Raw genomic sequence first — 24,209 nt, forward strand, 5'->3', positions numbered from 1 at the left:
TGATTTATTTTTTATTTTTATTTTTTAAATTATTCAGCAGAACCTTCTTTTTTGTCTGCTACTGCTACTAAACCATAAGCAAGTTTTCTTACTGGTCCTAACATTCCGTTTAACACCATAGATAATAATTGCTCTCTTGATGGTAAAGATGCTAATGCAACAACATCAGCTTCGCTAACTCTTTTTCCTGTTAAATATCCACCTTTGATATTGAATATTTTAGCTTTAGCGTTTGCTTTTGCTACTTCGTTCATTATTTTAGCTGGTGCAACGATATCATCATATCCGAATGCGAAAGATGTAGTACCTTCTAATATATCATCAAAAGAATCCTCAACTCCAGCTTCTTTAAGAGCTATTTTGAATAATCTGTTTTTAGCTACTAGATATTCTCCACCAGCTTCTCTTAAAGATTTTCTCAATTGAGTTTCCTCTTTAACTTTTATTCCTTCATAATCTACTAATACGATAGATTGCGCTCTTTTAATTTTTTCAACTAACACTGCTACTGCTTCTACTTTAGCTTGATTTGCCATTCCAAGTCACCTCCTCTTTTTTTAAAAAATACCCCCGCAACTAAGTTATCACTAGAGACGGAGGCTGTATTTTTCCATTGAGGTTTATGAATACCTGATTCCAACCTCGGTAGGGTTTACGGCTAAGCCACCTACTGTCTTTAGTATGGATTTATTATTTAATTTTATCCAACAATCTATTATAATATATTTTTCTAAAAAAATCAAGAAAAATTTTATTATTTATTATCCTATTTCTTTAGCTACTAAAACTGGATCCATTTTTACTCCAGGTCCCATAGTTAATGAAACAGCTACAGTTCTTAAATATTGTCCTTTTGCATCAGCTGGTTTTAATCTTACGATTTCTGCCATAAATGCTTTAAAGTTTTCATATATTTTTTCATCAGAGAAATCAGCTTTTCCGATTGGTACGTGAATAGATCCTAATTTGTCTACTCTGAATGCTAATTTACCTTTTTTGAATTCAGCAACTGCTCCTGCGATATTAGGAGTAACTGTTCCTGATTTAGGGTTAGGCATTAATCCTTTAGTTCCTAATATTTTTCCAAGTCTTCCTAATTTAGGCATCATATCTGGAGTAGCGATTACTAAGTCGAAGTCTAACCAACCTTGTTGGATTTTCTCGATGTATTCTTCAGCTCCAGCATAGTCAGCTCCAGCTTCTAATGCTTTGTTTATGTTTTCACCTTGAGTGATTGCTAATATTTTAACGCTTTTTCCAGTTCCGTGAGGTAAAACAACTGTTCCTCTTATTTGTTGACTTGCATGTCTAGGGTCTACTCCTAATCTTAATGCAACTTCAACTGTTTCTAAGAAGTTAGCAGTTCTTGTTTTAACAACTGTTTCTAAAGCTTCTTTAACTTCATATAATTTTGTACTATCTACTAACTTAGCAGCTTCTAAGTATTTTTTTCCTCTATGTTTTGCCATTTATTTACTTCCTCCTCTGTGGTCAATGGAATTTATCCTACCACTATATATATCAAAAATCGCTTTTAATTAATCTACTACTTTTATTCCCATAGATCTTGCAGATCCTGCTAATATTCTCATTGCTGCTTCAACTGATCCTGCGTTTAAGTCAGGCATTTTTGTTTCAGCAATTTCTCTTAATTTAGCTGTATTGATAGTTCCAGCAACTTCTTTTTTAGAGTTTCCTGCTCCTTTGCTTGTTCCAGCTGCTTTCTTTAATAAGTCAGATGCTGGTGGAGTTTTCATTATAAATGTGAATGATCTGTCATTGTAAACAGATATTTCAACTGGTATAATCCATCCTGCTTTATCTTGAGATTTAGCATTAAATGCTTTACAGAATTCCATTATGTTAACACCGTGTTGTCCTAAAGCTGGTCCAACTGGTGGTGCAGGGTTTGCTTTTCCTGCTGGTAATTGTAATTTTATAACTTTAATAACTTCTTTTGCCATTCCTAATATTACACCTCCAAAATGTGTGGTCCTAATGATTTTTCTCCCACTTGATTAATCCCTTTGATTAATCTTCTTCCTTCTTAACATCAGTAATGTTAGCTTCGATTGGTGTCATACGTCCAAACATATCCATCATTACTTTAACTTTTCTATTTTCTAAATTAATTTCAGCAACTTTTCCTCTTTGCCCAACAAATCCTTCAGCCTCAATTATTACATAATCTCCAACTGCAAAGTCCACTGCAACTAATTCTGCATCTTCTTTTTCACTATTTTCTTCACTATAACCTATTACTCTAAAGATATTTTCTACTTCTTCTTCTTCCATAGGTATAGGATCTGATCCAACTCCAACAAATCCTGTAACACCATTTGTATTTCTAACTACATACCAAGCGTCAGAATCAACACTGTAATTAATTCCATTCTCACTTTCTTCTCTAGTAGCTACCATTTCTAGCATTACATATCCTGGGAATAATTTTCTGCTTATTGTTTTTTTCTTACCTCTTCTAAGCTCAACAGATTGCTCTTCAGGCACTAATATTTTAGTAACAATTTCATTCATTCCTAAAGTTTCTATTTTTTGCTCCAAATCAGTTTTTACTTTTTTTTCATATCCAGAATAAGTATGGATCATAAACCATTTTTTTTCTAAAACTGTATTCATCTTATTGTCCTCCAAATAGAGATACAAGTCTCTTCAAAAGTCCTAAAACAACTATATCAAAAACTCCTAAATATATGCTCAACGCAACACTCATTACAGCAACCCATACAGTAGCATGTATTACTTGTTTCTTTCTAGGCCACTCAACCTTTGAGTATTCCATTTTAACATCTTTTAACAACTTCATAGTTTTTCCACCCTTTTTATTTTTTCATAAAAATGGCAGGTCAAGAGGGACTCGAACCCCCAGCCCTCGGTTTTGGAGACCGATGCTCTACCAATTGAGCCATTGACCTGCATGTTGATAACTATTTTAACTTATTTTTTACTTACTATTTTTTAGTTTCTTTGTGTAGAGTTTCTTTTCCACACCATTTACAATACTTATTTAACTCTAATCTCTCAGTAGTGTTCTTTTTGTTTTTTGAAGTACTGTAGTTTCTTCTTTTACATTCTGTACATTCTAATTGAATATTTACTCTCAATTCATACACCTCCATTTGTTTATCGGATAATTCTTAATCCTCCCATACTACTCCATATGAGTATGGTAATAGAGTTCTTTATGATTCTAGTTTATTAAGACATTGATAATTATACACTATATCTCGTCTCTTGTCAATATATTTTTTTTATTTTTTTAAAATTTCCCTAAAAATTAGGGAAATTTTAATTATTCATCTTTTTTTACTTCATTTTCCTTTAATTTTTTCTCAATATTTCTTATTTTAACATTCATTTCATTTACCCTAACTTCTATTGAGTTTAGTATCCAATATTGAAAATGATTTGTTCTCTTCATTTCATAAATTAGCCATATTATTTTTATAATACCAAAAAGAATAGCAAAGTAAATGGATACTTCTAAGGAAATTTTTCTTAATACTCCCCCCATAAAAAGCAATACAACTATCATAGAAATAAGCAAAATATTTACTCTTTTACTATATACATCGTTTTTTCCACCTATTTTTCCAACTATCTTTTGTATTTTTTCTTTTTCTTTTTGAAAGGCTTCTAATTCTTGTAATAAATTTTCTTGATTGGCATCCATATTACTACTCCTTTTTTATCTAATTTTAGCTATTGTCGGCATCTCTCTCTTATATTGATTTCTAGCAATTCTACTAAAAATAGTATCAACTATTTTTTCATCATATCCTTTAGCTTTTATCTCTTCTTTTGTATTATTTTTATATATTAAATGATACAAAATTTCATCAGCCATTTCATAAGAAAATCCTAATTCAGCCTCGTCTGTTTGTCCTTCCCATAAGTCAGCACTTGGTTTTTTATCTATTACTTCTCTTGGTACTCCCATGTATCTTGATAGTTCCCAAACCTGAACTTTTAATAATTCTCCTATTGGATTTATTCCGCTTGCCATATCACCAAATTGCGTTCCATATCCTAATAATAATTCTGTTTTATTTGAGGTTCCCATAACTATTGCATTCTCTTTAGCAGAATTGTCAAATAAAACACACATTCTAGTTCTTGACATATAATTCCCTCTTCTAAGACCTGAAGCTTCTCCTTCCATTCCAAAGTATCCATCAACCATTGGTGTTATCTCTACCTTTTTAGAATTTATTCCTGAAGCTTTTACTACCAATTCAGCATGCTCTACACTTTCTTTACTTGATGTTTTATACGGCATCATAACTGTGTAAACATTTTCTGGCCCCATGGCTTTTGCAGCTATAAAAGCTACCAAAGCTGAATCTATTCCTCCAGAAAGTCCTAAAATTACTTTTTTAAACCCTCTTTTAGCTGTCTCTTCTCTTACAAAATTTACTAATTTTTCTTCTAATTCTTTCATATTAGAAGTAAGTTCATTATAAATTTCAGATTTCATTATCTTACTCCTCTCCCTCTAAAAGTTCTCTATCTAAACCAAATTTTCCTATTTTACCACTTCTATAATCTCTTAATAAAGTTAATGTAGCTTGGTGAATATTAAGATTTCCACCTTTTTGAATCATTCTCATTCTAAGAGCTATATTTTCTAGAACATTACCTGCTACACCTTCAAAATCTTCATCTAATAATTTATATCTCTCTTTTAAGTTGTCTTTTAATCCATAAGATATAATTTTTTCTATAAATTTACAAGCGACATCATCTATTGGTAAAATATCATCTTTTATTGCTCCTGATATAGCAAGATTGAATCCTACTCTTTCATCTTCAAATTTTGGCCATAAAATTCCTGGAGTATCTAAAAGTTCTAAACCTTCTTTTATTCTAACCCATTGTTTTCCTTTAGTATATCCTGGCATGTTTCCTACACCAGCACTATTCTTTCCAACTATTCTATTTATAAGTCTTGATTTTCCAACGTTAGGAATCCCTGCTACCATCAATCTTGTATTAACTTTTCTTAGACCTTTTTTCATAAGTCTTTCTTTTTTTTCTGCTGACACCTTATCTATTATAGAATAAAGCTTTTTCATATTAAATCCTGTTTCAGCACTTAGTTCAAGAACCTCATCAGCATCTTTATGATTTATGAAATAATTTCTCCACTTATTTATTTCTTCTTTATCTACTAAATCAGCTTTATTTATTACTATTATTCTTTTTTTGCCTTTTGCAAAAGTGGAAATGTCTGGATTTCTACTTGATATTGGTATACGAGCATCTACAACCTCTAAAACAATATCTATCAAAGGCATATTTTCCTTTATCATATCTTTTGTCTTTTTCATATGACCAGGATACCAGTTTATTCTTGTCATTGACATATTTTTTACTCCTCTTCTTCCTCTATATCTTTTGCATATTTATTTACTTTTTCTTTTTTCTCTTCTACTTCATTTCCTCTTACTATAATAACATATTCTCCTTTCAGAGTTTTGTTATCTAATTTTTCTATCAATTCTTTTGTTGTACCTCTTACTATTTCTTCATAGATTTTGGTAATCTCTCTTATAAGTACAACCTCTCTTTCTCCTATGAACTCTTCAATATCTTTTAAAGTTCTAACTACTCTATGAGGCGATTCAAAAAACATTATTGTTCTTTTTTCATCTGAAAAAGATTTTAAAAGTGTTTGTCTTCCTTTTTTCTTTGGAAGAAACCCTTCAAACACAAATCTTCTCATAGATACTCCAGCCACAGAAGCTGCCGCTGTCATAGCACTGACTCCTGGAATAGGAACTACTTTTATATCATTTTTTAAAGCCTCATCTACAACCTCATAACCTGGATCTGATATACAAGGAGTTCCTGCATCGGTTACCAATGCAATATTTTTCCCCTCTTTTAGCAAATTCACTATATTTTCTACTTGATGTTGTTTTGTATGTTCATCATATCTATAAATTGTAGTTTCAATCTCTAAATGATTTAAAAGTTTTTTTGTAACTCTAGTATCTTCAGCAAAAACATAATCTACTTCTTTTAATATTCTTATAGCTCTTAAGGTAATATCCTCAAGATTTCCAATAGGTGTTGCAACTATATAAAGCATTTTTTACCCCTTATTTTTTATTTTTTCTTTCTTGTATCATCGAAATAATAGCTGCTTCTGCAGTTTTTAATTGTTTATCCTCTTTTTTTATAAGTTTTTTAGCTTCTTTTTCACCAACTATTGATGTTAATAATTTTTCTTTACTTGCTTCCTGAGCTTTATCATCTATGTTTGTTACAAAACCATCATAGAATAAATAATCATCTTTCTCTTCTACTAAAATATCTGGTTTTATTCCTATACCGTGAATATTTTCACCTTTTGGTGTATAGTATTTTGCAATAGTTAATTTTACTCCATCTTTATCTGGTAAAGGTATTAATACTTGAACACTTCCCTTTCCAAAACTTTTTTCTCCTATAAGAAGTCCTCTCTTATAATCTCTTATTGCTCCTGAAACAATTTCAGAAGCAGAAGCACTTCCTTCATTTATTAAAACAACCAATGGAAAATCTCCATAATATTTACCTTCTCTATACGAAAAGACCTCTTCACCTTTTTTAGGTCTTTCACTTACTATTACCCCTTCTTTTATAAACATTGAAGATATACTTACAGCTTGACCTATTATTCCTCCAGGGTTGTTTCTTAAATCAAGAATTAATCCTTCCATTCCTTGATTTAATAATTTTTCTAATTCTCTTGCTACTTCTTTATCAACATTTTCAGCAAATTGAGTTAGTTTTATATATCCTACTTTATTATCTAACATCTTACTTCTAACATTTTCTAATTTAATATCAGCTCTTTTTAAAACAATTTCTCTGTCTTTTTTTTCTGATTCTCTATAAATTTTTAATTTAACCTCTGTTCCTGTTTTTCCTTTTAAAAGTCTTGAGGCTTCTTCTAGTTCTATATCATAAGTACTTTTTCCATCAATATATAAGATTTTATCATTTGGTCTAATTCCTGCATTAAAAGCTGGAGCTCCCTCTATAAGAAGTTCAACAGTAACTGGTTCATTAGATCCTTTTCTAATGATCATTCCTACTCCTGAATATTCTCCCTTCATCTGTCCCTCTAAATCTTCCATTCCTTTTTGAGAAAAATAATTTGAATGAGGATCATCTAAAGTTTCTATCATTCCCTTTAATGCTCCTTGCATAAGAATTGTTTTATCTAATTTTTTATCTCCAACAAAATTTTCTTGAATAACATCCATCACATCAGAAATTTCTTTTAACTGTTTTATATTATTCATAAAACCTGTTTTTTCTTCTTTAGCTGATACCGTTGCAGAAAAAAGAGTTAGTGCTAATAACATTCCTACTTTTTTTACATCTTTTCTAAACATTCTTCCTCCCAATTTATACCCCATCAACTACTCTTTGTATATTAATATCTTTTTCAACTTCATTTTTGCTAAATAATGATATATACTCTGTATTTCCTTTTCCACCTTTTATAGGAGAAACATCTAAAAACTCTAAATAAAATCCATTCTTTTTAGCACTTTCTAAAACTCTATTGATAGCATAAATATGATATTCTTTATTTCTTACTATTCCACCTTTTTCTATCATCTCTTTTGTAACTTCAAATTGTGGTTTTATTAGTGCCATCAGTTTTGTATCTTTTCCAAAAAATTTATTTAAAGAAGAAAATATGCTTGTTATTGATATAAAGGATACGTCCATGACTATATAATCTATATTTGAATTATCTATTTCTTCCAAAGTTAAATCTTTTATGTGTTTATTTTCTAAAGAGGTAACTCTTTCATCACTTCTTAGACTCCAATCTAGTTGATTTGTTCCTACATCAACAGAATATACATGAACAGCTCCATTTAAAAGAGCACAATGAGTAAATCCTCCTGTAGATGCTCCTACATCTAAAACTTTTTTATTTTGAAAATCAAGTCCAAACACATTTATAGCCTTTTCTAATTTCAATCCACCTCTACTAACATATTTAGACTCTTTTCCTTTCACTCTTATATTCAACTCTTTTTCTTCATCTATTTTTATAAAAGTTCCTGGCTTTTCAACTTTTGTATCATTAACCAAAACTATCCCAGCCATCACTGCCCTTTTAGCTTTATCTACATCTGGATAAAAACCATACTCAACTAAAAGTTCATCAATCCTTTTTTTCATCAGTATCTCCTTTTAGATTTCTATCTTCAAATTCAAAAATTTTATTTTCATCTAAATATTTTAAAATCTCATTTCCAAGAATTAGATTTTTAAATCCTTTCTTTTCAACAGATCTTATTAATTTCTCTGTCTCAATTATTCTTTTTGAAAAAAATTCATCACCTATTGGAACTTTTTTATTTTTACGAAAATAATTTAAAAGTTGTTTTGTCGAACCTAATTTTAATTCTTGTTTAGATTTTTTTAATCTATCTTTTATAATTCCTGTTGTGCATTTATATCTCTTACTTACCTCTATAAGAGATTCTCCTTTTTCAAATCCTTTTAGTATTCCGTTAGCCTCTACAGGATTTATCCTATGATATTTTGCCGAATACATATCAGCCCAATGAACGAGATGAGCTTCTTTTGTGCTTGGATTTATTTTTCCCCATTTTCCATGATGAGAAACAACTATATGAATTATATTTTTTCTCACTGAATTTTTTAATTTAAGCCCTGTTTTCTCTTCTATTTTTTCTAAAAGATTTTCAGTTTCCTTTACAACATAATCTGGGTTTCTCAGCATAACTTGAGAGTGAGAAAGTCCTTCCTCTTGTTTTCTTAAACTCCCTTTACTCAAATCATGAACTATTGTCCCTACCACTATGGAAAAAAGATCTATCTCCTCACTTGCTTTAAAAAGATTAGAATATATTTTTTTTATCTCATTAACTGAAAGAATAAAAACATCATATGTATGTGCTGTTATCTTTACACCCTGATCATTATAATTTTCAAGATCTTTAATAACCTCTTCATTCAATAATTCTTCCAAAAATATTTTTATTTTTTTATCAACTTCTAACATTAAAGTTTCCCTTCTATTCTTTCTACCAAAGACACCCCTCTGAGTCCATATTTTTCCATTAGCTCTCCTCTTTTTCCATGAGGGATTTCTCCTGTTTCTATACCTATCTTATTTATTTTTTTATTTATTCCTATATCGTTTAAATAATTTAAAATTTCACTTCCGAAACCGCTTACTTGATAAGCCTCTTCTAAAACAAAAATATTCTCATATTTTGAAAACTCATTTTTTATATAATCAAAATCCATTGGACAAATAGATGCAGCACTTACTATTGTTCCATCAATTTTTCTTTCTTTTAATAAATCTTCAACTGATAATACCTCTTTTAACATACTTCCTGTACAAATAAATAAATTGTTTTTACCTTTTTTTATTTCTTTCCACTTACCTATTTCAAATTTCTCATCTTCTTCTAAATTAAAAATTTCCTCTTTACTATATCTTATAGCTATTGGTTGAGATAAGTTTGCTGATAATTTTAATACCTCTTTTAATTCTTTTTCGGTAGTAGGTGATACCAATAAAAAATTTGGTAAAGTTATAAATAAAGAGATATCGTATAGTCCATTATGTGTCTTTCCATCCTCTCCAACTATTCCTGCTCTATCAATGAGTAGTTTAATTGGTAAATTTTGTAAAGAAATATCATGAATAAGCTGTCCAACACCTCTTTGTAAAAAAGTAGAATAAACGGCAAAATACGGCTTTTTATTTCTTTTTGCCAAACCTCCAGCAAAAGTTATTCCATGTCCTTCGGCTATTCCAATATCAAAACTTCTCAAAGGATTTTCTTCAAAAAAACTTTTTAACCCAGTCCCCTTAACCATTCCAGCAGAAATAGCATAAATATCTTTATCCTCTTTTGCCATTTCAACCAAAGTTTCTCCTACAACATCAGAATAAATTTTTTTACTTACTTTATTCGTATTTAGTGGACTAACTCCATGAAATTTTTCTTTTTCTTCTTCGGCAGGCTTATACCCTTTTCCTTTTTTTGTTTTTACATGTATAAATATAGGTCCCTCTTCTGCTTTTATTTTTTCAAATACAGAAAGTAGTTCCTCCATATTATGACCATCAATAACACCAAAATATTTAAAACCTAAATTTTCAGATATACTTACTGGTAAAAAAAAGTTTTTTACTGAATACTCCGCTCTTCTTATAGCATTTGATATTTTTCTTCCAAAGTGGCCTCTATTTATTATATTTTTTATATCTTTTCTGATACTCATATAGGCCTTGCTTAAAATCATTTTACTGAAAAATTTTGAAAGAATTCCTACATTCTTTCCAATAGACATTTCATTATCATTTAAAATAACTACTATATTCTTTATATTTCCCATATTGTTTAAAGCTTCTAGTGAATGACCGTTTGCAATAGAAGCATCCCCTACAATAACTATCACTCTTTTTTGAGGATCTCCAATTGCTAATCCTACTCCTGCAGATAGTGCACTTCCTGCATGTCCACTTATAAAATGGTCATAGGAACTTTCCTTGGGATCACAAAAAGGACCTATACCACCTAAAGTCCTTAATGTCTCAAATCTATCTTCTCTATCTGTTAATATCTTATATACATAAGATTGATGCCCTACATCAAATAGAACATCTGTATCTTCATCTTTAAAAACTTTCCTTAAAGCTACTGTTAACTCAACAATTCCTAAATTTGAAGCTAAATGTCCTCCATTTTTTAAAACGACATCTATTATCTTTTTTCTTACATCAACACACAGTTTCTTCAATTCCTCTATACTAAAATTACTTAAATCCATAATTCGCCCCAATCTTTTTTATATTAAATAATCTTTAAATAAAAAAGCTATTATTACTCCCAATATTGCTCCTATCAAAACTTCAAATGGAGTATGTCCTAACAGCTCTTTTAATTTTTTTTCATCATTAAATCTTTGACCAAGTCTTTGAGCCAATTCTTCTACCATTCTATTTACTACTCTAGCTTGTTTTCCTGCTGCTCTTCGTATTCCAGCAGCATCATACATTGTAATTCCAGAAAACACTATGGCTATGGCAAAATAAGGGGTATTTGTTCCATAGACAATTCCAATACATGTTGTTAAACAAGAAACTGTTGATGAATGAGAGCTAGGCATTCCACCTGTTTCAAAAAATCTTTTTAGATTAAAACCCTTTTCTACAAAAATTGTTTCAAGAACCTTGTAAAATTGAGCTAAAAACCATGCTATAAAAGTAATATCTAGTATTCTATTATTAAAAATAATACCCTCATTCATATTTCCACCCTCTATCTAATTGTTCTTTTCTATCTTAAACTATCTTTTAACTCTAAAGAAACTTTTGGATTTTCTTTATTTTCTTTATATAAAATTATTGTTTTTCCTATTACTCCAACAACTTCACAACCAGTTTTCTCCTCTATTATACTAGCTAACTCTCTTTTATCAATTTCAACTGATTGTAACATTTTTACTTTTATTAATTCTCTAGAAGCTATTGCATCTAAAATACTTTGTCCTAAATTATCTGTATACCCTTCTTTTCCAACTCTAACAATTGGATCTAACTCGTGGGCTTTTTTTCTTAAAAATTCTCTCTCTCTACTATTCATTTAATTTTTTCTCCTTTAATTTCTATTTTATTTTAATTTATTAAACTTCCAATATAATTGGAAGAATTACTGGATTTCTCTTTGTCTTACTATATACATACTTAGCTACTGCCTCTTTTGTTATATTTTTAATAGGCTGCCAGTCCATAAGACCTTCTCTTTCAATTTTTTCTAATTTTAAATTTATGTGTTCTATCACACCTTTTATCAACTCATCTGATTCTTTTGAATATGTGAATCCTCTAGTAATGATTTCTGGACCAGAAAGTATTTTTTTAGTTAATTTATCTAAAGTAAATCCAACTATAATAACTCCATCTTGAGAAAGTTGTTGTCTATCTCTTAAGACAGTTTGTCCTATATCTCCAACTCCTAACCCATCTATAAATGTAGCTCCTGCACTTACTTTTCCTTTTAATTTAACTCCACTTTTTGCAATTTCTATCTTATTTCCATTTAGTGCTAATAAAGTATTTGCTTTTGGAATTCCAACCTTTAAAGCTGTATCTATGTGAGCTTTTAACATCTTATATTCCCCATGAACTGGTATAAAATATTTTGGTTTAACTAAATTAAACATTAATTCTTGCTCTATCTTAGATCCATGTCCTGATACGTGAATTCCTGCTACTTTTTTAAATATTACCTCAGCCTCATATTTTAACAAATTATTTATATTTTTTGAAACTGCTTTTTCATTTCCTGGAATTGGAGTAGCTGAAATTATAACAGTATCTCCCTCTTTTACTCTAGTATGTTTGTGTATATTTGATGCTATTCTTGATAGTGAAGCCATTGGTTCTCCTTGAGTTCCAGTACATAGAATGACAACTTTATTATCTTTTTGATTATCTACTTCAGATAAAGGAATTATTGTGTCTTTCTTTATCTTTAGATATCCCATATTTGATGCAATCTCAAATACTTTTACAAGGCTTCTTCCATCAACAGCAATTTTTCTTCCATACGATTCTGATATTTCAATGATTTGTTGTAGTCTATGAATATGCGAAGCAAAAGCTGCTATAATTATTCTTCCTTTCGCCTTAGCAAATTCTATTTGAAACGCTTCTCCAACTGTTTTTTCTGATGGAGTAAACCCCTCCGCTTCTGCATTAGTCGAATCAGATAAAAGTAAATCTACACCTTTTTCTCCTATTTGAGCAAATCTTGCTAAATCACTTGACTGTCCATCAACTGGAGTGAAATCTATTTTAAAGTCTCCTGTAAATAAAACATTTCCTGCTGGAGTTGTTACATGAATCGCATAAGAATCAGCTATTGAGTGAGTTATTCTTATAAATTCAACATTAAAATATTTTCCAATTTTTACCTTTGATCTATTTTTTACTTCTCTTAATTTTGGCATATCTTTTATTTTAAAATTTTCAAACTTTGATTCAATCAATGCTAAAGTTAATTTTCCTGAAAAAATAGAAACTTCTTTATCTATTTTTTGATATAAGTATGGAATAGCCCCAATATGATCCTCATGTCCATGAGTAACAAATAATCCTTTTATTTTATTTTTATTATTTTCTACATAAGAAAAATCTGGGATTACTGCATCTATTCCTAAAAGACCTTCTCCTGGAAAACCTAATCCACAGTCTATTATTATTATTTCATCCCTATATTGAACCAAACTCATATTTTTTCCAACTTCATCTAATCCACCTAAAGGAATAACATACATTTTCTCCTCTTTTGTTGCTTCTTTTACCACTTCTTTTTTTACTACTATTTCTTTTTTATTTTCTAACTTTTCTGTTCCTTTCTTCTCTTTTTGATCAAAAGAGCTATTTTTTTTTCTTTTAAATATCATTTTTCTTTCCTCTTATCTTTATTTGATTACTCACCAGTTGATACAACTATTTTATTCTTAGTTAGTTTCTCCTCTTTCATATTTTCAATTCCCAATTTTTTAGCAATCTTATATGCCACAAAATAATCTTCCTTATTGTAAGAAACTTGACTTGGTTTATCTTTAGCTTTAGTTTTTACTCTTTTTAAACCAATATATCCATCTTTACTTAAAGTTTGCATATATTCTGCTGCTTTTTCTGTTACCCCCACTACATCTATATCATATATTTTTTTATCTTCTTTTCCAAGAACTATTATTACATTAGCTAAAGTTGGTATTGTTGCATCTTCTCTAATTTTAAAATATTTTTCATTAACAGTCATTATAACATCTTCTGTCTGTTTTTTATTTAAATCATTAATAATAATATAACTTTCATTTATATTTGTTTCATAATTTGCCGCATTATATTTAACACCTAGTTCTTTTTTTAATTTATCTCCTGTTTTTCTGGCGTATCCAGCTTTTCCATTGGCATTAAGTATATCTACTACCACCTTACTATTTTCAATATTTCCTTTTTCTCCATTATTATAAAAATTTTCAAATAACTTCTCAATACTTGATGTTAAAATATATCTTTTATCATCCACTACAACTTCTGGAATTTTTGTTGAAACTTTTACTGGTAAATTAACTTCTCCATATTTTAAAACTTTATAATCTTTTATTTTTTCTGGAAAAATATAATTTATATCATTTAAAGCCTCTTTATAGTTGCTCACTTCTATTAAATCTCCTAAAGTTTTCTCTTTATCAAGTTGTATCTCAAAAGGAATTTCAATAGCCAGTTTATCTTCATAAACTAGAAATACATTTTTTTTACCTACTAGCATGTATCTAGTCATATTTTCTGTATCTCTATTTTCTCCTAACATTATATAAATTAATGTTCCTATAAAAATAGTAAGTAATGATGCCCCACTTATAATATATTTTAACCTAACCAATCTTTTTTTATAATTCACCTATTAACAGCTCCTTTTCAATAGATATTATTTTTACTTTTATTTCATCATTTGTTTTTAATTCAATGTTTTCTTTATCCAAAATTTTTACTCTAAGGTAGTTTTCACTATATCCAAAATAACCATTATTTTTCTTTTCTTCTATTAAAACTGTTAAATCTTTCCCTATATATTTTTTTCTCACATCTTCAGAACATTTTTCTTGGGCTTTTTCTAAATCAAGAACTCTCTCTCTTCTTTCTTGCATTGGAACTTGATTATTGAATGTAGCTGCAAGAGTTTTTTCTCTTTCTGAATATGGGAACACATGTAGAGATGAGAAACCTATTTCTTGTACAACTTTTTTTGTATTTTCATACATTTCTCTTGTTTCACCAGGAAAACCAACTATTACATCAGCTGTATATTGTATATCATCAACTTCTCTTCTTAATTTTTCCAATCTTTCTTTTATTAACGAAACTCCATAGTTTCTTCTCATAGCTTTTAAAACTGTATCATCACAAGATTGTAATGATATATGTAGATGTGGCATTACCTTTTTATTTCTCATAACTTTTATAAATCTCTCATCTATTCTATCTGGATAGATAGATCCAATTCTTATTCTTGTAATTTTTTCTATTTTTGATAGTTCTTCTAATAAATCTTCAAAGATTATATTTTCTTCTAAATCTTTTCCATAATCTCCAATATTTATCCCTATCAATATAATCTCTTTGTATCCCTCTTCTGCTAATTTATTAGCTTCGGAAATTATATTTTCAAAATTTCTAGATCTACTTTTTCCCCTTCCAAAAGGAATTTTACAATAGGAACAAAAGTTATTACATCCATCCTGTATTTTTATATAAGCTCTTGACATCTCTCTCAATGTTGAAAACTCAAGCTCTTTATATTCTGTTTCTTTAAATATATCAGAAACTAAAAGATGATTTGTTTCTCCCATTTTTAACTTTTCAACAAGAGGTATTATATCTTCCTTATTTGTGTTTCCTACAACATAGTCAACCTCTTCTATATTTAAAAGTTCCTCTCCGTTTGTTTGAGCATAACATCCTGTTACTATAACTTTTCCATTAGGATTGTGTTTCTTTGCTCTTCTCAATATATTTCTTGTCTTTTTATCTGCAATTGATGTAACAGTACAAGAGTTTACAATATAAAAATCTGAATAACCATCAAAACTAACATCCTCATACCCTAAATTTACAAGCTTTGTTTTTAAACTTTCAGTTTCATATTGATTAACCTTACATCCTAAAGTATAAAAAGCAACTTTTTTATTTAAATTCATTAACTAATACTCCTCCTACTACAATAGCAGCAGTTTCAGCTCTTAAAATATTTTTTCCCAAAGTAACAATATTAGTATTTTCTAAAGTTTTTAAATATTCAATCTCTGTCACATCAAAACCACCCTCAGGCCCAATGATATAAAGTATTTTTCTAGGAATATTTTTTAAATTTTTAAAAAGATTTTTTAAACTTGAATCTTTTTCGCATTCATATGGCACTATTATTAAATCAAATTCTGAAAAATCTACTTTATTTATTTTTACTAAATTATCTATTTTCATAAATTTTGTTCTTTGACATTGCTTAACTGCTTCTCTTGAAATTACATCCCACTTATCTTTTTTTTCATTTAATTTTACAACTGTTCTTTTTGTTTCTAATGGAATTATTCTATCCACTCCTATCTCTGTAAGTTTTTGTATAGTAAGTTCCATCTTATCATTTTTTATAACAGAAATTCCTGCTACAATCTCAACCTTATCTTCTTCAGATTTTTTTTCTTCAATTATCTCTAAAACTATCTCTTTCTTTTCAACTTCTATTACTTTACAAAGATACTCCGATTTTCCATCAACAGCTCTTATTACATCATCTTCTTTTACTCTAAAAGAATTTTTTAAATGATTGATATCATTTTTATCAACTATTCTAATCTTATCTAATTCTATATTTTTCTCTTCGATTACTACTGTTATCATTTTATCTCCACAATCTATATAATATCTTTATTTTTTAATAGATCATCTAAAGTTGTTGATCTTAATATTTCTTTCATAGCACTATCTAGTCTATTCCAAATACAACTTCCAACACAACCTTCATCAGCACAATCTTTTGTTTCTTTAACATTTTCGTTACAATTTATTATCTTATCATCATCATCTAATATCTTGTAAATTCTATATAAATTTATTTCCTTAGGATCAGCTATAAATCTATATCCTCCGTTTGGTCCTCTTTTTCCTTCAATTATATTTTCATTTTTTAATTTATTTAGAATCTGTTCTAAATATTGTATAGAAATATCTTCTTTTTCAGATATCTCTTTTATTCTTACCATCTTCCCTTTTAAACTTTCTTCAACAATATACACCAAAGCTTTTAAACCATATCTAACTTTTGTGTTAATTTTCATATTTCTTTACTCCTTAATCTTAAAATGTTCTCTTCCTTTCTCTGTTACTACCCTACCTCTTGGTGTTCTTTTTATATAACCTATTTGTACTAAGTATGGTTCATATACCTCTTCTATTGTTCTTCTGTCTTCTCCCAATAAAAGTGATAATGTCTCTATTCCAACAGGTCCACCATTATAATTTTCTAACATAGAAACTATTATTCCTCTATCTAATTCATCCAATCCATTTTCATCTACACCTAAAAGTCTTAAAGAATCCATAACTATACTCTTAGTTATAATTCCATTTCCTTTTATTTCTGCATAATCACGAATCCTCTTTAGAAATCTATTAGCTATTCTTGGAGTCCCTCTACTTCTCATAGCTATTTCTAGAGCCCCCTCTCTATTTAGTTCTACCTGTAATACACTGGCCCCTCTCATAAGAATATTTACTAAATCTTCATTTGAATAATATTCCATTCTATGAGTCACGCCAAATCTATCTCTAAGTGGTGAACTTAAAAGTCCAGCTCTTGTTGTTGCTCCAATTAAAGTAAAAGGTGGTAATTCTATTCTAATTGATTTTGCTGAAGGCCCTTTTCCTATTATTATATCTAGTTCTCCATCCTCCATAGCTGGATATAAAATCTCTTCAACAGAAGTATTTAATCTATGAATTTCATCTATAAACAAAATATCATTTTCTTCTAAAGATGTTAAAATAGCTGCTAAATCCCCTGCTTTATCCAAAACTGGTCCTGAAGTTATTTTTAAATTAACTCCCATTTCGTTTGCGATTACTCCAGCAAGAGTAGTTTTTCCAAGTCCTGGAGGTCCATAAAGTAGAATATGATCTACACATCCTCCTCTTCTTTTAGCAGCTTCTATGAAAATTTTCATTTTTTCTTTTAAGGTAGATTGTCCTATATATTCATCAAATTTTTTAGGTCTAAGAGTTCTTTGAGTTTCTACTTCATTTCCTAATTCTTTATCTGTAACCACTCTATCCACGACTTACCTCTTTACAAAAAATTCCTTACTTATTTTATAAAATATTATATCATTTATAATATTTTTTTAAAAGTTTTTTCTAAAAAAAACACTATTCTATATAATATTATTTTATTATTGTTATCTTATAATATTTTTTCAATAAAAAATACAGAAACTTTTATAAAAATTTCTGTATTTCTTAACTACTTTTTTATAATTTAAATAATAAGTCTTCGTATACTGGGAACGGCCATAAACTTTTTTCACATAAATGTTCTAATACATCAACCCATTCTCTCAAATGTTTTAACCTTGGAACGACATGATAATGGTAATATTTGGCTCTTTCATATTGATCTTTTATACTCATAGCTTCTGTAAAATCTTTTTCTAACTCTCTCAATGAATTTCTTAAATGATCTTTTCCATTTATTACCTTTAATAGGTGTTTTCTATCTCCATCAAGATAATTTTCATAGTCTGGTCCTAGAGCTAATTGAATATTTTTTATTGAAGTAGCTATGTTGTTCATATATCTCATTATTGCTGGATATATTTCATTTCTTGCCATCCTAATAGCTGTTGTTGTTTCTATCTTTAATTGCTTGTTGTATCTTTCTGTATAAATAACAAAGATAGAATTAAGTTCTTCCCTATTTAAAACTCCGTTTCTTTCGAAAAGTTCAACAGTAGACTCCTTCTTATAAACAGGTAAAGCTTCAACAGTACAACTTAAATTTGGCAATCCTCTTTTTTCTGCTTCCTCAACCCAAGCCTCATCATAACCATTTCCATTAAAAATTATTCTTTTATGTTGATTATATCTTTCTTTTATTAATTTTTTTACTTCTTCAGTTATATCATCTTTATTTTCTATTTTTTCTAAAATATCTGCATATTCTCTTAAAACATCAGCCACAATTGTATTTATAATAAATACTGGAGTAGTTGGTGATGCACTTGAACCAGGCATTCTATATTCAAATTTATTTCCTGTAAATGCAAAAGGTGAAGTTCTATTTCTGTCTGAACTATCTCTTGGTATTTTTGGCACATTGTATGTTCCTAGCTCAATTGATTCTTTTTTCTCCTTACCCATTTTTAATTTATCAACATTCTCTAATAAATTTTGAACTGGTTCTCCAATAAAGATAGAAATTATTGCTGGAGGAGCTTCTGCTCCACCTAGTCTATGATCATTTCCAGAAGTAGCAGTTGAAACTCTAAGCACATCTGAATATCTATCAACAGCCTCTATTATAGCTGTCAAATAAATAAGAAAATCTAAATTCCCTTTATTTAAATTTTCTGGTTCTAAAAGATTTTCTCCAGTATCTGTGCTTAAGGACCAGTTACAATGCTTTCCTGATCCATTTACTTTATCAAAAGGTTTTTCATGTAAAAGAGCTGCTAATCCATGTCTATCAGCCACTCTTTTAATCATATCCATACACAATTGATTTTGGTCTGCTGCTACATTTGCCGAAGAATACATAACTGCCAATTCAAATTGATTTGGAGCAACCTCATTATGTTTAGTTTTGGCCATTACTCCCAATTGCCATAACTCTGAATCTAGCTCAGCCATAAATAACTCTACTTTTTCCTTTAAAGCACCATAATAATGGTCACTTAACTCTTGTCCTTTTGGAGGAAGAGATCCAAATAAAGTTCTTCCTGCAAACATTAAGTCTTCTCTCTTTTCTAAAAATTGCTTCTCTATTAGAAAATACTCTTGTTCTATCCCTAAAGTTACATCTATTTTACCAGTTCTTTCATCTCCAAGAGCTCTTTTTATTCTTAGAGCCTCCTTTGTAACACTGTTAATAGATCTTAAAAGAGGGACTTTCTTATCTAAAGTTTCTCCATGAAATCCTACTAAAGCTGTTGGTATAAATAAAGTCTTTGCTTTTTCCGGTCCTCTCAAAAACATTGGTGAAGAGATATCCCAAGCTGTATAACCTCTTGCTTCAAAAGTTGAACGAAGTCCTCCATTTGGAAATGATGAAGAATCTGCTTCTCCTTTTATAAGTTCTTTTCCTGAAAATTGAGATAAAATATTTCCATCAGAAGATACTGATATAAAAGACTCGTGCTTTTCAGCAGTAAGTTCTGTTAAAGGCTGAAACCAGTGAGTAAAGTGTGTTGCTCCATTTTCTGTAGCCCAGTTTTTAGCAGCATTAGCTATTACTTCTGCAACAGATATTGACAATTCTTTTTCTCCTCTTTGAACTGCCTTAAATTCTTTAAAAATAGAACTTGGAACTCTACTTTTCAATTGTAACTCAGAAAAGTAATTTTTTCCAAAAACTTCTAGCATATTTTTCATTAAAATATTCCTCCCTTTTTTCAATTAGTCTATTAAAAAAAATAATAATAAAAACATTTTTTATACAAAATATTTATGGAGAGGATTTTATCACAATTTGCTTTCTATGTAAAGGAATTTCTTTTAATTTTTTTATTAATTTTTTTTATATTTTTCTTATTTTATACAAATTTTAAGTTTTTTTAGAAAATATTTGAAAAATCACAATAAATAATATATAATTTAATGGTATATCTTTCTTTTTTCTTAGAAAATGTTTAGATATATAACTCAAAAAAAAAGGAGGAGGATATTAGTTATGAAGACAATAGAAGTTGAAATAAAAAATAAAGCTGGTCTTCACGCTAGACCTTCATCTCTTTTTGTTCAGACTGCTAGTAATTTCGATTCTGAAATAAAAGTTAAGTACGAAGATGAAGAAATTAACGGGAAAAGTATTATGGGACTTATGCTTTTAGCTGCTGAACAAGGTGCTGTTCTAACACTTACTGCTAATGGTGACGATGAAAGCGAAATGCTTGATGCACTTAGAGAGCTGATTGAAGAAAAATATTTTGGAGAAGAATAGCAATGATTATAAAAAGAGCTGATAAAATGGGGTTTTGTTTTGGTGTCTCTGGCGCTGTAAACCTTTGCGAAAAAATTGCTCAAAACAATAAAAATTTTCCCCAAAAAATGTATATTTTAGGTATGCTTGTTCATAACAAAACTGTTATAAACGACATGAAGGAAAAAGGATTTGAACTTATTAAAGAGGAGGAGCTTTTATCTGGAAAGATAAATATAACTAAAAATGATATTTTAGTTATTAGAGCTCATGGTACTACTAAAGAAGTTTATAATTTTTTAAAAAAAAGTGACTGTCAAATCTATGATGCTACTTGTATTTTTGTTGAAAAAATAAGAAACGCTTTAATTGAAGCTGAAAACAAGGGAAACCATATTATTTTTATAGGTGATAAAAATCATCCTGAAGTAAAAGGTATTATCTCTTTTGGAAAAAACATTGATATTATTGCTTCCTTTGAAGACTTTTTAGATTTTAAAATAGATCTAAGTAAAAGATATACTCTGCTAACACAGACAACTTTCAATAAAGAAATATTTTTTAAGATAAAAGATTATATATTAGAAAAATATAATAATATTGAAATTTTCAGTAAAATTTGTGGTGCAACATATGAAAGACAAAGAGCTGTTGAAAAACTAGCTAGTGAATGCGATGTTATTATTATTGTTGGTGACAAAGCTAGTTCAAATAGTAAAAAACTTTTTGAAATATCTAATGAAATAAATAAAAATAGTTATCTTATCGAAAACCTATCACAACTAGATAGTAATTGGTTTGATAATGCTTCTTCTGTTGGAATTACAGCGGGAGCATCTACACCAGAAAAAATAATAATTGAGATAGAAAAATTTATAAGGGGGAACTTTGATGACAAACATGGATTATAACAACGAATTTGAAACTCTACTTGAAAATTACCTACCATCTGAGGGAGGAAATGGAAAAAAAGTAGTTGGTACTATTGAAAGTAAAGAGAGAAATTTCTGTTTCTTAGATGTACCTGGAGAAGCAACTACTGTTAGAGTTAGAACTGAAGAGTTAGAAAACTATAATGTTGGTGATGAAATAGAGGTTATGCTTGTAGGAGAAACTCCAGAGGGAGAATATCTTATAGGATCTAGAAGAAGAATAGAAATGGAAGCTGGTTGGGAACATCTAAAAAAAGCTTTCGCTGATAAAGAAAAAGTTACAGGAAAAGTTTTAAAAGAAATTAAAGGTGGATATATTGTCGAAGTTTTCTCTCATCAAACTTTCTTACCTAAATCTCTTTCTGAAACTAGAGATGCTAATGAAATAGTTGGAAAAACTTTCAATTTCTTAGTAAAAGAAATTAAAGAAGATAAAAAAGGAAAAAAAGTTACTGTATCTAGAAAAGATATTGTCCTTGCTGAAAAAGACGAAGAATTTAAAAAAATAAATGTTGGAGATGTAACTGAAGGAGTTATCACTGAAATACTTCCATTTGGAATTGTAGTTTCAATTGGTAAATTAAGAGGATTTATTCATATCTCTGAACTTTCTTGGAAAAAATCTGAAAAAATTGAAGGATATAATATTGGAGATACTATTCAAGTTAAAGTTATTGAACTTGAAGAAAATAAGAAAAATATAAAACTTTCTATAAAATCTCTTACAAAAAATCCTTGGGATGTTGCTGCTGAATCATTTAAAGTTGATGATGTAGTTGATGGAAAAGTTAATAAAATATTACAATATGGAGCTTTAATTGAGTTAATTGATGGTGTTGAAGGACTTGTTCACATCTCTGATTTAACTTGGAATAAGAAAAAACTTTCTGTTAATGAATTTTTAAAAGTTGGAGATATTGTTAAAGTTAAAATACTTGAATTAAAACCTGAATCTAGAAAATTAAAACTAGGAATCAGACAACTTTCTGTTGATCCTTGGGAAGATGCTACAACTAAATATGCAGTAGGAAATAAAGTTTCTGGTAAAGTTGCAGAAGTTAAACCTTACGGAATATTTGTTGAGGTTGAAGATGGTATTGATGTATTTGTACATCAAGCTGATTTCTGTTGGACTGGAAATAAAAAATTTGAAAAAGGACAAGTTGTTGAATTACAAATAACAGAACTTGATACAGAAGAAAGAAAACTTAAAGGAAGTATCAAAGCTTTAGAGGAAAGTCCTTGGGAAAAAGCTTTAAAAGAATTTAAAGTTGGAGATATTATTGAAAAACCTATAAAAAATATTCAAGACTTTGGAGTATTTGTAACTCTTGAAAATGGTATTGATGGATTTATCCCTACTCAATTACTTTCTAAAGATTTTATAAAAGATATTAAATCTAAATTCAAAGTTGGAGACATAGTTAAAGGTAAAATTATAGAAATAGACAGAGAAAAACAAAGAATTAAAATTTCTGTTAAAGCATATGAATTAGATGCTGAAAGAAATGAAACAAAAGAATTATTAGAAAAATATGGAACTGCTGGAGAGTAGTTATTTATAATAAAAAGGGACTTTTAAAAGTCCCTTTTTATTTAATTATTATAGAAATAATTCTGGCTCACGTCTAGTACCAGCATATTGATCTTCTAACTCATGTTGATGATATAAATAATTTGCATCATCATAATATTTTGCTCCTGATGGACATCCTTTTACACATCCACAACATTTCATACAAATTCCAAAAACATCACTTGGATCTTCTGGGTTAATTGATCCTAAAGGACAAATCTCTATACATTTTCCACATTTATTACAAAGTTCCATATTTGTTTTTGGCTTAACTTTTCTAATATCTATTGAATTTCCCTTTGAATCTCTTGGTTGATAATAGAAACGAATTGGTGTTTCACCTTTTACATCAACTAATTTATCTGGATCAAAATCCTTTCCTGTTATTTTCTTAATTATATCTTCTGAAAATCCTGTAGCTATTTCCATATCTTTAGCATCTGGTCTACCTGCACCTAATATAGTTGAGAATGAGTGTTCTCCTATAAACGCCCCTCCTGCTATTGGTCTTAACCCCTTATCTTTTAATATATTTCTAAGCTCTATTAAAGCATCATCAAAGTTTCTATTTCCATATAGAACCACTGGAACAGCTAAAGCTCCATTTCCTTTTAATGTATCTAAATATTTTAATAATAAATTAGGTACTCTTCCTGCTATAACAGGTACCCCAAATACAACCAACTCATCTTCTGTAAAGATTTTTTCAATTTTTCTATTTGAAAGGATAGTAAAGTTAAACTCCTCATATTCAAGATTTAAATCTTTAGCTATTTTTTCAGCTATATGATTTACTACCTTTTTTGTTGTTCCAGTACCTGAAAAGTACATCCCCAAAACTTTCTTTATCATAATTCCTCCTAAAAAATTATTGTTTTAAATATTATACTATATATAAACAAATAATACAATTTT

27 protein-coding genes, 1 tRNA gene and 1 other annotated feature are annotated in these 24,209 nt (G+C 29.0%); of the genes, 3 read left to right on the forward strand and 25 right to left on the reverse strand.

All coding sequences use genetic code 11. The features are described 5' to 3' along the window. Positions 1–29: 29 nt before the first annotated feature. From rplJ to Q1J48_RS05020, 24 genes are all read right to left on the reverse strand, one after another. Entirely contained in the window at positions 30–536 is a 507-nt protein-coding gene (gene rplJ / locus Q1J48_RS04905; RefSeq protein ID WP_300327966.1) for a 50S ribosomal protein L10, read from the reverse strand. Positions 537–552: 16 nt separating this feature from the next. Next, positions 553–698, reverse strand: a sequence feature (ribosomal protein L10 leader region). A 63-nt stretch (positions 699–761) separates the two neighbouring features. Continuing rightward, complete coding sequence (gene rplA, locus Q1J48_RS04910; RefSeq protein ID WP_300327963.1) at positions 762–1,469, reverse strand: 50S ribosomal protein L1; 708 nt, start codon at positions 1,467–1,469, stop codon at positions 762–764. Positions 1,470–1,538: 69 nt separating this feature from the next. Next, on the reverse strand, positions 1,539–1,964 hold the full coding sequence (gene rplK, locus Q1J48_RS04915) for a 50S ribosomal protein L11 (RefSeq protein ID WP_300327960.1): 426 nt from the start codon (positions 1,962–1,964) through the stop codon (positions 1,539–1,541). 67 nt (positions 1,965–2,031) lie between these two features. Beyond that, entirely contained in the window at positions 2,032–2,637 is a 606-nt protein-coding gene (nusG, locus tag Q1J48_RS04920) for a transcription termination/antitermination protein NusG (protein WP_300361633.1), read from the reverse strand. 1 nt (position 2,638) lies between these two features. Further along, entirely contained in the window at positions 2,639–2,824 is a 186-nt protein-coding gene (secE, locus tag Q1J48_RS04925) for a preprotein translocase subunit SecE (RefSeq protein WP_300327955.1), read from the reverse strand. Between the two features lie 33 nt (positions 2,825–2,857). Beyond that, positions 2,858–2,933: transfer RNA gene (locus Q1J48_RS04930), tRNA-Trp, on the reverse strand. Between the two features lie 36 nt (positions 2,934–2,969). After that, positions 2,970–3,137, reverse strand: coding sequence for a 50S ribosomal protein L33 (rpmG, locus tag Q1J48_RS04935; RefSeq protein ID WP_300327952.1), 168 nt, complete (start codon positions 3,135–3,137; stop codon positions 2,970–2,972). Positions 3,138–3,310: 173 nt separating this feature from the next. Next, the gene (locus tag Q1J48_RS04940) at positions 3,311–3,691 is read right to left on the reverse strand and encodes a hypothetical protein (RefSeq protein WP_300327949.1); all 381 of its coding nucleotides are present in this window, start codon (positions 3,689–3,691) and stop codon (positions 3,311–3,313) included. A gap of 15 nt (positions 3,692–3,706) precedes the next feature. Continuing rightward, positions 3,707–4,459, reverse strand: coding sequence for an NAD+ synthase (locus tag Q1J48_RS04945; RefSeq protein ID WP_498040967.1), 753 nt, complete (start codon positions 4,457–4,459; stop codon positions 3,707–3,709). Between the two features lie 40 nt (positions 4,460–4,499). After that, positions 4,500–5,384, reverse strand: a complete 885-nt coding sequence (gene ylqF / locus Q1J48_RS04950) for a ribosome biogenesis GTPase YlqF (protein WP_300327944.1) — start codon at positions 5,382–5,384, stop codon at positions 4,500–4,502. A gap of 5 nt (positions 5,385–5,389) precedes the next feature. Then, positions 5,390–6,112: a 16S rRNA (cytidine(1402)-2'-O)-methyltransferase gene (gene rsmI / locus Q1J48_RS04955; protein WP_300327942.1), complete on the reverse strand. Its 723-nt coding sequence runs from the start codon at positions 6,110–6,112 to the stop codon at positions 5,390–5,392. Positions 6,113–6,122: 10 nt separating this feature from the next. Then, positions 6,123–7,406, reverse strand: coding sequence for a S41 family peptidase (locus Q1J48_RS04960; protein WP_300361636.1), 1,284 nt, complete (start codon positions 7,404–7,406; stop codon positions 6,123–6,125). A 13-nt stretch (positions 7,407–7,419) separates the two neighbouring features. Then, positions 7,420–8,211: a TlyA family RNA methyltransferase gene (locus Q1J48_RS04965; RefSeq protein ID WP_300327938.1), complete on the reverse strand. Its 792-nt coding sequence runs from the start codon at positions 8,209–8,211 to the stop codon at positions 7,420–7,422. After that, complete coding sequence (locus tag Q1J48_RS04970; protein WP_300327936.1) at positions 8,195–9,061, reverse strand: HD domain-containing protein; 867 nt, start codon at positions 9,059–9,061, stop codon at positions 8,195–8,197. The genes Q1J48_RS04965 and Q1J48_RS04970 overlap by 17 nt, the downstream gene beginning before the upstream one ends. After that, entirely contained in the window at positions 9,061–10,848 is a 1,788-nt protein-coding gene (gene dxs / locus Q1J48_RS04975) for a 1-deoxy-D-xylulose-5-phosphate synthase (RefSeq protein WP_300361638.1), read from the reverse strand. Before dxs ends, Q1J48_RS04970 begins: the two co-directional genes overlap by 1 nt. An 18-nt stretch (positions 10,849–10,866) precedes the next feature. After that, positions 10,867–11,328, reverse strand: coding sequence for a divergent PAP2 family protein (locus Q1J48_RS04980; protein WP_300327932.1), 462 nt, complete (start codon positions 11,326–11,328; stop codon positions 10,867–10,869). 29 nt (positions 11,329–11,357) lie between these two features. Beyond that, positions 11,358–11,663 carry a ribosome assembly RNA-binding protein YhbY gene (gene yhbY / locus Q1J48_RS04985; protein ID WP_300327930.1) on the reverse strand — a complete coding sequence of 102 codons (306 nt, stop codon included), beginning with the start codon at positions 11,661–11,663 and terminating at the stop codon, positions 11,358–11,360. 40 nt (positions 11,664–11,703) lie between these two features. Further along, a complete protein-coding gene (locus tag Q1J48_RS04990) occupies positions 11,704–13,488 on the reverse strand; it encodes a ribonuclease J (protein ID WP_300361640.1) in 1,785 nt (594 codons plus the stop codon). A gap of 26 nt (positions 13,489–13,514) precedes the next feature. Further along, a complete protein-coding gene (locus tag Q1J48_RS04995; RefSeq protein ID WP_300327926.1) occupies positions 13,515–14,498 on the reverse strand; it encodes a LytR C-terminal domain-containing protein in 984 nt (327 codons plus the stop codon). Then, entirely contained in the window at positions 14,488–15,795 is a 1,308-nt protein-coding gene (gene mtaB / locus Q1J48_RS05000) for a tRNA (N(6)-L-threonylcarbamoyladenosine(37)-C(2))-methylthiotransferase MtaB (RefSeq protein ID WP_300361642.1), read from the reverse strand. Before mtaB ends, Q1J48_RS04995 begins: the two co-directional genes overlap by 11 nt. Beyond that, positions 15,782–16,495, reverse strand: coding sequence for an RsmE family RNA methyltransferase (locus tag Q1J48_RS05005; protein ID WP_300361644.1), 714 nt, complete (start codon positions 16,493–16,495; stop codon positions 15,782–15,784). Before Q1J48_RS05005 ends, mtaB begins: the two co-directional genes overlap by 14 nt. A 14-nt stretch (positions 16,496–16,509) precedes the next feature. Next, complete coding sequence (locus tag Q1J48_RS05010; protein ID WP_300327920.1) at positions 16,510–16,932, reverse strand: RrF2 family transcriptional regulator; 423 nt, start codon at positions 16,930–16,932, stop codon at positions 16,510–16,512. Positions 16,933–16,938: 6 nt separating this feature from the next. Next, the gene (ruvB, locus tag Q1J48_RS05015) at positions 16,939–17,928 is read right to left on the reverse strand and encodes a Holliday junction branch migration DNA helicase RuvB (RefSeq protein ID WP_300327918.1); all 990 of its coding nucleotides are present in this window, start codon (positions 17,926–17,928) and stop codon (positions 16,939–16,941) included. Positions 17,929–18,121: 193 nt separating this feature from the next. After that, positions 18,122–20,239, reverse strand: coding sequence for a glutamine synthetase III family protein (locus Q1J48_RS05020; RefSeq protein ID WP_300327916.1), 2,118 nt, complete (start codon positions 20,237–20,239; stop codon positions 18,122–18,124). Positions 20,240–20,537: 298 nt separating this feature from the next. Between Q1J48_RS05020 and Q1J48_RS05025 the strand changes: the two genes are divergently transcribed. From Q1J48_RS05025 to Q1J48_RS05035, 3 genes are read left to right on the forward strand one after another with little or no spacing between them, the layout of a single operon-like run. Then, positions 20,538–20,807, forward strand: coding sequence for an HPr family phosphocarrier protein (locus Q1J48_RS05025; protein ID WP_300327914.1), 270 nt, complete (start codon positions 20,538–20,540; stop codon positions 20,805–20,807). A gap of 2 nt (positions 20,808–20,809) precedes the next feature. After that, positions 20,810–21,697, forward strand: coding sequence for a 4-hydroxy-3-methylbut-2-enyl diphosphate reductase (gene ispH, locus Q1J48_RS05030; protein ID WP_300361647.1), 888 nt, complete (start codon positions 20,810–20,812; stop codon positions 21,695–21,697). Continuing rightward, positions 21,678–23,273, forward strand: a complete 1,596-nt coding sequence (locus tag Q1J48_RS05035) for a S1 RNA-binding domain-containing protein (protein ID WP_300361649.1) — start codon at positions 21,678–21,680, stop codon at positions 23,271–23,273. The genes ispH and Q1J48_RS05035 overlap by 20 nt, the downstream gene beginning before the upstream one ends. A gap of 48 nt (positions 23,274–23,321) precedes the next feature. Here Q1J48_RS05035 and Q1J48_RS05040 read toward each other — a convergent pair whose 3' ends face one another. Further along, a complete protein-coding gene (locus Q1J48_RS05040; protein ID WP_300327909.1) occupies positions 23,322–24,146 on the reverse strand; it encodes an EFR1 family ferrodoxin in 825 nt (274 codons plus the stop codon). Positions 24,147–24,209 lie beyond the last annotated feature (63 nt).

Source organism: Fusobacterium sp., from assembly GCF_029258315.1.
Lineage (GTDB): Bacteria > Fusobacteriota > Fusobacteriia > Fusobacteriales > Fusobacteriaceae > Fusobacterium_B.